8 protein-coding genes are annotated in these 10,852 nt (G+C 63.5%); 5 read left to right on the forward strand and 3 right to left on the reverse strand.

Annotated elements, in window-relative coordinates:
- Positions 1 to 44: 44 nt before the first annotated feature.
- The 3 genes from FS767_RS15890 (at position 45) to FS767_RS15900 (ending at position 2,903) form a co-directional block, all read left to right on the forward strand.
- On the forward strand, positions 45 to 1,838 hold the full coding sequence (locus tag FS767_RS15890) for a glycoside hydrolase family 15 protein (protein WP_144966779.1): 1,794 nt from the start codon (positions 45 to 47) through the stop codon (positions 1,836 to 1,838).
- 88 nt (positions 1,839 to 1,926) lie between these two features.
- Positions 1,927 to 2,283, forward strand: coding sequence for a VOC family protein (locus FS767_RS15895; RefSeq protein ID WP_144966781.1), 357 nt, complete (start codon positions 1,927 to 1,929; stop codon positions 2,281 to 2,283).
- Positions 2,283 to 2,903 (forward strand): TetR/AcrR family transcriptional regulator, encoded by a 621-nt coding sequence (locus FS767_RS15900; protein ID WP_144966783.1) that lies wholly within the window; start codon positions 2,283 to 2,285, stop codon positions 2,901 to 2,903. Before FS767_RS15895 ends, FS767_RS15900 begins: the two co-directional genes overlap by 1 nt.
- Before the next feature lie 299 nt (positions 2,904 to 3,202).
- On the opposite strand, the gene preA is transcribed toward FS767_RS15900, so the two are convergent.
- The 3 genes from preA to hydA all read right to left on the reverse strand — a co-directional run bounded on the left by preA (position 3,203) and on the right by hydA (position 7,424).
- Positions 3,203 to 4,477 carry an NAD-dependent dihydropyrimidine dehydrogenase subunit PreA gene (gene preA, locus FS767_RS15905; RefSeq protein WP_144966785.1) on the reverse strand — a complete coding sequence of 425 codons (1,275 nt, stop codon included), beginning with the start codon at positions 4,475 to 4,477 and terminating at the stop codon, positions 3,203 to 3,205.
- Positions 4,478 to 5,845 (reverse strand): NAD(P)-dependent oxidoreductase, encoded by a 1,368-nt coding sequence (locus FS767_RS15910; RefSeq protein WP_144966787.1) that lies wholly within the window; start codon positions 5,843 to 5,845, stop codon positions 4,478 to 4,480. It abuts the gene before it with no gap.
- Positions 5,846 to 5,984: 139 nt separating this feature from the next.
- On the reverse strand, positions 5,985 to 7,424 hold the full coding sequence (hydA, locus tag FS767_RS15915) for a dihydropyrimidinase (protein ID WP_144966789.1): 1,440 nt from the start codon (positions 7,422 to 7,424) through the stop codon (positions 5,985 to 5,987).
- Between the two features lie 337 nt (positions 7,425 to 7,761).
- Between hydA and FS767_RS15920 the strand changes: the two genes are divergently transcribed.
- Positions 7,762 to 9,252 (forward strand): NCS1 family nucleobase:cation symporter-1, encoded by a 1,491-nt coding sequence (locus FS767_RS15920; protein WP_144966791.1) that lies wholly within the window; start codon positions 7,762 to 7,764, stop codon positions 9,250 to 9,252.
- A gap of 77 nt (positions 9,253 to 9,329) precedes the next feature.
- Positions 9,330 to 10,613, forward strand: a complete 1,284-nt coding sequence (locus FS767_RS15925; RefSeq protein ID WP_144966793.1) for a Zn-dependent hydrolase — start codon at positions 9,330 to 9,332, stop codon at positions 10,611 to 10,613.
- The last annotated feature ends 239 nt before the right edge of the window (positions 10,614 to 10,852 follow it).

Below are 10,852 nucleotides of genomic sequence, written 5' to 3' on the forward strand. Positions count from 1 at the left end.
AGGCGGGTCCGGCACAAGTGACGCACTGAATTTCTGGAGTCTCGATGCCTGCCCATATTGAAGATTATGCCCTGTTGGGCAATTGCCGCAGCGCAGCCCTGGTCAGCAGTGATGGCTCGCTCGACTGGCTGTGCCTGCCGCGTTTCGATGCGCCAGCGGTGTTCGCGGCCTTGCTGGGCAACGAGGAAAATGGCCGTTGGCGCCTGGCGCCTTCGGACCCTGTGATAGAACGCACCCGGCGCTACCTGGACGACACGCTGGTGCTTGAAACCGTCTGGGTCACGGCCTCGGGAAAGGCGCGGGTGCTGGATTTCATGCCCTTGGGTGACGAGAACGCAGTGGTGCGCATCGTCGAAGGCCTTTCGGGGCAGACCACGTTCGAAATGGACCTGGTGATGCGCTTTGACTACGGGCGCAGCGTCCCTTGGGTGGAGCGACTCGACCCACTGACCCTCAGCGCGGTGGCAGGCCCGGACCGCTTGATCCTGTCCTCGACCGTGGCGCCCCATGCCCGCGATCACCACACGGTGGCGCGTGTGCGGGTAGGCGAGGGCGAGCGGCACGTGTTCAGCTTGCGTCATCACCCGTCCCACCTGCCGGTGCCCGCCGAACAGGACATCGATGCCTGCCTCAAGGCCACCGTGGATCAGTGGCAGGCCTTCGCAGCCAAGTGCCCCGACGTGGGGCCGTACACGGCCCTGGTGCGGCGCTCGTTGCTGGTACTCAAGGCCATGACCTATGCCCCCACGGGCGGGATCGTGGCGGCAGTGACGACTTCGTTGCCCGAGCGCGTGGGCGGTGAGCGTAACTGGGACTACCGCTTTTGCTGGCTGCGCGACGCCACCATGACCTTGCTGGCCTTCATGAACCTGGGCTACTTCGAAGAAGCCCAGGCCTGGCGCGAATGGCTGTTGCGTTCAGTGGCGGGCAACCCGGAGCAGATGCAGATCATGTACGGCCTGGCCGGTGAGCGCGATCTTCAGGAATACACCTTGCCCTGGCTGGCCGGTTACGAGCACTCCCAGCCGGTGCGGGTGGGCAACGCAGCCGCCGCGCAAACACAGCTGGACATTTACGGTGAGCTGGCCGACGCCATGAGCCAGGCCATCCGCGGCGGTCTGCCCAGGCACCCGCGCAGCGCCGCCATTAGCCGAGTGATCATGCCGTACCTGGAAAGCATCTGGCGTGAACCTGATGAAGGCATCTGGGAAGTGCGCGGTGGTCGGCAGCACTTCGTGCACTCCAAGGTCATGGCCTGGGTGGCGTTCGACCGTGCTGCAGGGCTTGCCGACACCACCGAGGAGGATCGTGAACGGGGCCTTCACTACCGGCAGGTCGCCGATCAGATCCGCCGCGAGGTGTGCGAGCAGGGCCTCGATGCCCAGGGCCAGCACTTTGTGCAGGCCTACGGTTCTTCAGAGATGGATGCCAGCCTGCTGCACATCGCGCTGACCGGCTTTCTGCCGGCCCATGACCCGCGCTTTCTGCGCACCCTGGCCCAGATCGAAAAACGCCTGCTGCACAACGGCCTGTTGCTGCGCTACGACACCGACAGCTGTACCGATGGCCTGACGGCAGGCGAGGGTACGTTCCTGGTGTGCTCCTTCTGGCTGGCCGACGTGTACGTGCTGCTGGGACGCCAGGACGAAGCGCATGCGCTGTATCAGCGGCTGACAGACCTGTGCAACGATGTGGGCCTATTGGCCGAGCAGTACGACCCGGTAGGCAAGCGCATGCTGGGCAACTTCCCGCAGGCGTTCAGTCACATCGGCATCATCAATACCGCGCTCAACCTGCACCGGGCGCAGTGCCCTGCGCGTGTGCGCGCCAGTGCCTGAAGCTTGGCAGCCGGCGCTTGCGCCGGCTGATGGTTTCGCTGCGCAAGCGGAGTAGACTACGGGACATTTCCGAGAGCACGGAGCGTTCATGGGCATTCGCGGTAGGGATCGGCAGATCGATAATATCGAGTTCAATGTTAGCGACATCGCGCGCAGCAAAGCATTCTACGCAGCGGTGTTCGGCTGGACGTTCACCGATTACGGGCCAGCCTACACTGAGTTCAGCGATGGTCGGCTGACGGGCGGTTTCACCACGGGTGAGCCCGTGCGACCAGGAGGGCCCTTGATCATTCTCTATGCAGATGACTTGCAAGCCACCCAGCGCCGCGTGGAGGCAGCGGGCGGCACTGTCAGCCGGGCAGTGTTCGCGTTTCCGGGCGGTCGCCGTTTTCATTTCACCGATCCGGATGGCTTCGAGTTGGCCGTGTGGACGGCCGACGCCTGATGGCCAACCACAAGATTGAAATCCGTCGTCGCAACATCGAGAGGATTCTGCAAGCCGCCGAGCGTGTGTTCGCCGAAAAGGGCTTCGCTGCCACGTCCATGGGCGACATCGCCGAGCAGGCGCAGCTGCCGCGCTCGAACCTTCATTACTATTTCAAGACCAAGGACGACCTGTTTCGTGCGGTATTGCAGGACTTGCTCGAAGTCTGGAAACAAGATGCCCTGAGTTTCGAGCACTTCGATGACCCCCGCGTCGTGTTGACCAGCTACATACGCGCGAAGATGGCACACTCCCGTTCACGGCCGCTGGGCTCGAAAATCTGGGCCGAGGAGATGCTGCACGGTGCGCCGGTGCTCAGGGCCAACCTGGATGAAAGCCTGGTGCCCTGGGCCAGACTCAAGGAAGCCAAGATCCGCCGCTGGGTGGAGCAGGGGCGCATTCTGCCAGTGCAGCCGTCGGCGCTGCTGTACATGATCTGGGCATCGACCCAGCATTATGCCGACTTCGGGTACCAGGTGGCCTTGCTCAACGACGGCGAGCCGCTGTCCGACCGGGATTTCGAAAGCGCCGTGCAGACGGTGACCAGCGTAATCCTGAGGGGCATTGGGTTGGAGCCTTGAGCGAACTACCACGCAGGGCTGAAATCGTGGGGCCGCTGCGCGGCCCATCGCGGCACTAGGCCGTTCCTACACTGGATTCGATAGCCTCCAGATCTGATAGAAAGCGGATGCCTTCTCGAATTTTGGAAATCGAACGTTGCGCTGCAGCTACCCCTTGTAGGAGCGGCCCTTGTGCCGCGATGGGCCGCGCAGCGGCCCCACGATTTCCGCCCTGAATCCCAATCATCAAGGCCCATGTGCGCCCCACCGCGACGGCTCCGGCGCCTGGCGAAACTGCGCCTGCATTCACACTCCCAGCCTCAGCCAGCCTCCCGATAGGGGTTACGCGGGTCCTGCGTCCAGTTCAGGTACGGCTTGCCAGTGTCCTGCGCAACCATCTCGATACAGTCTTCCACGGGGCAGGTGATCTGGCACAGGTTGCAGCCCACGCATTCTTCCTCGATCACGCTATAGGCATGGGTCCCGTCGGCCTTCACCGTGCTGGCGATGGCCTGGTGCGAGGTGTCCTCGCAGGCGATATGGCACCGGCCGCAACCAATGCAAGCATGCTGATCGATGTGCGCGATGGACTTGTAGTTGATGTCCAGGTACTTCCAGTCGGTGGTGTGGCCGACCGCCTGGCCTCGGAAGTCCTCAAGACGGGCATGCCCATGCTGATCCATCCAACGTGCCAGGCCGTCCTTCATATCCTCGACGATGCGAAAGCCATGCAGCATGGCGGCCGTACAGACTTGCACCGCGCCGCTGCCAAGGGCAATGAACTCGGCAGCGTCACGCCAATTGCCAATACCGCCGATCCCGCAGATCGGCAAGCCCTGGGTGGCGGGGTCGCGGGCGATTTCCGCGACCATGTTCAGCGCGATGGGTTTGACGGCCGAGCCGCAGTAACCCCCGTGCGTGCTCTGGTCGCCGACAATCGGGTGGGCCACCATGCGGTCCAGGTCCACGCTGGTGATGGAGTTGATGGTGTTGATCAGCGACACCGCATCGGCGCCGCCCCGGTGCGCGGCTCGGGCCGACTGGCGAATGTCGGTGATGTTGGGGGTGAGCTTGACGATCACTGGCAGCGAGCAGTAGGTCTTGCACCAGCGCGTGACCATCTCCACATACTCAGGCACCTGGCCCACCGCCGCCCCCATGCCACGCTCGGGCATCCCGTGGGGGCAGCCGAAGTTCAGCTCGATGCCATCGGCCCCGGTGGCCTCGACCAGCGGCAGGATGAATTTCCACGATGCCTCCTCGCACGGCACCATCAGCGATACGATCAGTGCCCGGTCCGGCCAATCCTTCTTGACCTGGGTGATCTCCCGCAAGTTGATCTCCAATGACCGATCGGTGATCAACTCGATGTTGTTGATGCCCTGAACCAGGCGGTTGGCGCCAAAGTGCGCCGAATAACGCGACGAGACGTTCACCGCTGCAGGGTCTTCCCCCAGGGTTTTCCAGACCACGCCACCCCAGCCCGCTTCGAAGGCGCGTACCACGTTGTAGGCTTTGTCGGTGGGCGGGGCGGAGGCCAGCCAGAAGGGGTTGGGGGCGCGAATGCCGGCGAAGACGATAGACAAGTCAGCCATTTACGCGGCCTCCACATTGAGCATGAGTTGGGCATGGATGGCCTGGGCCGCCACCTTGCCATGTTGTACGGCCTGCACGGTGAGGTCCTGGCCCAGGGCGGTGCAGTCACCGCCGGCATACACGCCCGGTAAGCTGGTCTGCATGCACTCATCGACGTGGATGCGCTCCCCATCGCGGGCCAGCTGCGCGGCGACTGGGTCAGCCAGGCTTTGGTCTTCCAAGCACTGCCCGATGGCCTTGAAGATCGCGTCGGCAGCCAGCTCGAAGGTTTCCCCGGTATCACCCAGGCGACCGTCCACCATCGCCGTGCGCGCGAAGCGCATGCCGCGCACGTTGCCATCGTCGCTCAGCAGTACGGCGTCGGGGCGCGCCCAGGTATGCAGGCGCACCTGGTTGGCCTTGGCGATGGCTTGCTCGTGGCCCGTGGCGCCCATGTCGGGCGCCCCACGGCGATACACCAGGTTGACGTCGCGTGCCCCCAGGCGGCTCATCTGCACGGCCATGTCGATCGCCGTGTTGCCGGCGCCGATCACCAGGCAGCGGTCGGCCAAAGGCAAGCGGCTGAGGTCATCCGCCTGGCGCAGCTCGCGGATGTAGTCGGTTGCAGCCAGCAGGCCCGGCACCTGCTCATCGGGCAGGCCCAGTTGCCGCACGGCACTGAGCCCAAGGCCGAGAAACACGGCATCGTACTGGTCCCGCAAGTCACCGAGCCTCAGGTTGCTGCCCAGGCGCTGGTTGTAGCGGATCTCGATACCACCGATGCCCAGCAAAAACGCCACTTCACGCTGGGCGAAATCATCCACCAGCTTGTAGCGGGCGATACCGTACTCGTTCAGGCCGCCCGGTTTTTCACTGGCTTCGAAGATCACTACATCGTGCCCGTGCATGGCCAGGCGATGTGCGCAGGACAAGCCCGCCGGGCCGGCACCGACCACGGCGATGCGCTTGCCGGTCGCCACAGAGCGCTGGAAGGGATGCCCGCTGAACTGGGCATTGTCCAGGGCATAGCGCTGCAATTGACCAATCAGCACCGGCGCGCATTCCTGCGCGTTGTTGCGCACGCAGGCCTGTTCGCAAAGGATTTCGGTCGGGCAGACACGGGCGCAACTGCCACCCAGGATGTTGGCCGACAGAATCCGTTCGGCAGCACCTTGCAGGTTTTCATCACTGATGCGGTGGATGAAGGACGGAATGTCGATGTCGCTGGGGCAGGCGTTGATGCATGGGGCATCGTAGCAGTACAGACAGCGCGCGCTCTCCACGGCGGCCTGGCGCGCGGTCAGTGGTGGGACCAGGTCGCTGAAATGCTCGGCCAACTGGTCGCTACCGGCCCTAGGGCGCGGCAAATGGTTCAGTGCGTCGATCACGGTGGTAGCCTCTCTTTCTTGTCGTGGGCTTGAAAGGGTGGGGCGCAGGCGGCCCCGCTCACCGGCACGCCGTGCCCCAGGCACGGGTTGGCCTGACGAGTCAGTCTTGCAATGAAAGCCGGTCGATCAGTGTCAGCGGCTAGCGGGGCACGGGGATGGGCCGATGGTGGTCGGCCCGACGCTCGAGCAGTTCGTACACCGACGGGTAGGCCGGGCGTTCGACATACCGTCCGGCACCGACTTCGGCGCGCAAATCACCGTCGGCCCACACCACCTTTCCCTGGCTGATGGTGTGGCTGGGCACGCCGCGCACGGTACGGCCTTCGAAGATGTTGAAGTCCACCTGCTGGTGATGGGTCTTGGCCGATAAAGTGCGCGTGCCCTGTGGGTCCCACAGCACCAGGTCGGCGTCGGCGCCGACACGAATGGCGCCTTTGCGTGGGAACAGGTTGAAGATCTTCGCCGTGTTGGTGGACGTGACGGCGACGAATTCGTGCATCGACAGGCGACCTGTGTTCACACCGGCATCCCACAACACCGCCATGCGGTCCTCGATACCGGCCGTACCATTGGGAATGCGGCTGAAGTTGTCGCGTCCCATGGCCTTCTGCTCAGCGCAGAAACAGCAATGGTCGGTGGCGGTGGTGTGCAGGTTGCCCGACTGCAGGCCGCGCCACAGCGCCTCTTGGTGTTCACGCGGTCGGAAGGGCGGGCTCATCACATAGCCTGCTGCCGTGGCCCAGTCCGGGTCGCGGTAGACGCTGTCGTCCAGCAGCAGGTGGCCAGGCAAGACCTCGCCGTAGACCGGCTGCCCCTTGCCGCGAGCGTAGGCAATCTCATCCAGCGCCTCGCGGCTGGAGACATGCACCAGGTACAACGGCGTACCGAGGGTTTCTGCGATACGGATGGCGCGGCTGGCCGCTTCGCCCTCGACCTGGGGCGGACGTGACAACGGATGCGCCTCGGGCCCTGTCATGCCCTGGGCCAGCAACTTGCGTTGAAGGTGATCCACCAGCTCGCCGTTTTCGGCGTGCACCGTGGGCACGGCGCCCAGTTGCAGGCAGCGCTCGAAGCTGGCGACCAGGGTGTCGTCAGCGGCCATGATCGCGTTCTTGTAGGCCATGAAGTGCTTGAAACTGTTCACCCCATGGTGGGCAACCAGCTCACCCATTTCCTCGGCTACCTGGTCGCTCCACCAGGTGATGGCCACGTGAAAGCCGTAATCGCTGGCGCTCTTCTGTGCCCATCCGCGCCAGGTGTGAAACGCCTCCATCAGCGACTGCTGGGGATTGGGGATCACGAAATCGATGATGGAGGTGGTGCCGCCTGCCAGCCCGGCGGCGGTGCCGCTGAAAAAGTCCTCGCTGGCCACGGTGCCCATGAATGGCAGCTGCATGTGGGTATGCGGGTCGATCCCGCCGGGCATCAGGTACTGGCCGCTGCCATCGAGCACCTTGCAACCGACCGGTGGGTCGAGGTCCTGGCCGATGGCCTGGATCAGGCCGTTTGCACACAGGACATCGGCGCTGAAGCTTTCTTCGTGGGTGACCACGGTGGCGCCACGGATCAACAGGGACATGCCGTTTTCCTCGCAGGCTGACCGGTCTGTGCCGGTTCTTGGAATTGTGTAGGCCAGGGTGGCAGAGAGATCCTGTCATCGCTGACAAGATTCGAGGCTAGATGCAGATTCTGGATTCAGCAAGAAAAAAATCACACGAATTTTGTGGTTTTTAACTTGCTGATTAATAAGGAAATAAAACTGAGGGTGGCTCTAGCATAGGCGTTTCGGATCATGCTGACGAACTTGACAAGATCCAAATTTGGTCGAAATTTCTACCCACATTCTGCGTGTGTACTCCGGCCATCGACTCGCCCCGATGAGCGAACAACTACAACAACATTCTGGAGAAGGCCCCATGCAACAGAGCAGATCGCACGTGGTTGATCGCAACGGCCTGGTAGAGCTGTGCGAAGGCGCCGACGTGCTCGACAGCCCGCGCTACAACCCCGACATCGCTCCCACCAAGGTGCATCAGCGCACCTGGAACAGGTGGCACATCACCGCCCTGTGGGTAGGCATGTCCATCTGCGTGCCTACCTACACCCTGGGCGGGGTTCTCACGGCATATTTCGGCCTGAGCGTAGGTGAAGCGCTGCTGGCCATCTTGCTGGCCAACCTCATTGTGCTGATTCCACTGACGCTCAACGCCTTTCCTGGCACCAAGTACGGCATACCCTTCCCGGTGCTGCTGCGTGCATCCTTCGGCATCCTGGGTTCCAACGTGCCTTGTCTGGTGCGAGCGGTGGTCGCCTGCGGCTGGTTCGGGATCCAGACGCTGTTCGGTGGGCTGGCAATTCATCTGTTCCTGGGCTCGGTATTCGAGGGCTGGAAGGCCCTGGGCGGCACCGGCGAGGTGATCGGTTTCGTGATTTTCTGGTGCCTGAACCTGTGGGTGGTGCTGCGCGGCGCCGAATCGATCAAGTGGCTGGAAACCCTGTCAGCCCCTCTGCTGGTGTCGGTGGGTATCGGGCTGCTGGTGTGGGCGCTGCCGCACATGTCCATGACCGAGCTGCTGGCCCAGCCACCGAAGCGTCCGCAAGGGGCCAGCGTGGTGGGTTACTTCTGCGCAGGGCTCACTGCCATGGTGGGCTTCTGGGCCACCCTGTCGCTGAACATCCCGGACTTCAGTCGTTATGCCCGTAGCCAGAAGGACCAGATTCTGGGGCAAATATTCGGCCTGCCCCTGACCATGTTCCTGTTCGCCTCGCTGGGTGTGGTGTTGACGGCGGCCTCGGCCTCGCTGGTGGGCGAGACCGTTTCCGATCCGGTTACGCTGATCGGCAAGATTCAGAGCCCCTTCTGGGTAGCGCTGGCCATGGCCTTGATCGTGATCGCTACCTTGTCCACCAACACGGCGGCCAACATCGTCTCGCCCACCAACGATTTCCAGAACATTGCGCCGCGCTTGATTGGCCGCAGCCGGGCGGTGTGGCTGACCGGTTTCATCGGGCTGGCGCTGATGGGCCACGAGCTGCTCAAGAAGCTGGGCTGGATCGTTTCCGACATCAGCCTTGAAAGCGTCTATTCCAACTGGTTGCTGGGGTATTCCAGCCTGCTGGGTCCCATTGCCGGGATCATGGTGGTGGACTACTTCCTGGTCCGGCGTCAGCACCTGGACCTGGCCGGGCTGTACCGCGATGACGTCTATCCCGCCTGGCACTGGCCGGGCTTTGCGGCCTTTGCGTTGCCCGTGGCGCTCACAGTAATGGCCATTGGCAACAGTCACTTCAGTTGGTTCTACGACTATGGCTGGTTCACCGGCTCGCTGCTTGGCGCTGGCTTGTATTACGTCTTCGCCGCCATGGCCGCCCGCAGCCCGGCGCGCATGGCCAAGCCTTTGCCTTGAGTAACCTGCTCGTCGCAGTGCGGGCAGGCCCGCGCCGTGGCTTACACATCTGACAAGAAAAGCCTGAGGAGAAACCTATGACCCGCGCTCAAGACGTTCTTCAATCGACTGCCCGGCATGTCGATAGCGCACGCCTGTGGCAATCGCTCATGGACCTGGCGCGCCTGGGGGCCACCCCCAAGGGTGGCGTGTGTCGCCTGGCCTTGACCGATCTGGATCGACAGGCCCGCGACCTGTTCGTGCAGTGGTGCGAGGCGGCAGGGTGCACGGTGACGGTCGACGGAGTGGGTAATCTGTTCGCCCGCCGGCCAGGGCGCAACGCAGCGCTGCCGCCGGTGATGACGGGCAGCCACATCGACACCCAGCCCACCGGTGGCAAGTTCGATGGCTGCTATGGGGTCATGGCTGGGCTGGAGGTCATCCGCACCCTCAACGACCTGGGCGTTGAAACCGAAGCACCGCTGGAAGTGGTGGTATGGACCAACGAGGAAGGCTCGCGCTTTGCGCCGTGCATGATGGGCTCGGGGGTCTTTGCCGGCAAGTTCAGTCTCGAGCAGACGCTGGCAAAGCGCGATGCCCAAGGGATCAGCGTGGGCGAAGCGCTGAATGAAATCGGCTACGCCGGGAGCCGGGCGGTGACGGGCCACCCGGTGGGGGCGTATTTCGAAGCCCACATCGAACAAGGCCCGATCCTGGAAGACCAGGCCAAGACCATCGGCGTGGTGCTCGGCGCCCTGGGCCAGAAATGGTTCGACCTGACGTTGCGTGGGGTGGAAGCCCATGCCGGGCCAACACCCATGCACCTGCGCAAGGATGCCTTGGTCGGCGCCGCTGCCGTGGTCGAGGCGGTCAACCGCGCCGCCCTGGGCCACCAGCCGCACGCCTGCGGTACGGTGGGCTGCCTGCAAGCCTATCCTGGCTCGCGCAATGTGATTCCAGGCGAGGTGCGCATGACCCTGGATTTGCGTCACCTCGAAGGCGACCGGTTGGAGGGAATGATTGCCGAGGTCCGCAGCGTGATCGAACAGACCTGCGAACGGCATGGGCTGACGTATGAGCTGTTGCCCACCGCAGATTTTCCGGCCTTGTATTTCGACAACGGCTGCGTGGGTGCGGTACGTGAATCGGCCCAGGCGCTGGGGTTGCCGCACATGGATATCGTCAGCGGGGCAGGGCACGACGCGATCTTCCTGGCTGAACTCGGGCCCGCTGGCATGATCTTCGTGCCGTGCGAAAACGGCATCAGCCATAACGAAATCGAGAACGCTACGCCAGAGGATCTGGCGGCGGGGTGTGCCGTGCTGCTGCGCGCCATGTTGGCGGCGTCCGAGGCGGTGGCCAAGGGGCGAATGGCGGCTTAGCGGCGGGGCTGTTCACGCTGTTGTGGACGCCGTGGGCGCTATAGCGGTCTGGTTGACAGGCGCTGCGAGGATGAAGCTGTAGGCAGTGCGATGGTTCAGCTTCGCGGTTTACATTGCCGGGTCCGCTGCGCGGCCCATCGCGGCCGGTCCGGCGCTCCGGCTAGGCCGCTTGTATGGTTAAACTTGAAGGGGTGGTGGGACGCTAAAGCCGATTCTGACTGTCAGCAGCAGTACAGACT

The organism is Pseudomonas sp. DE0010, from assembly GCF_007680745.1.
GTDB lineage: Bacteria > Pseudomonadota > Gammaproteobacteria > Pseudomonadales > Pseudomonadaceae > Aquipseudomonas > Aquipseudomonas parafulva_B.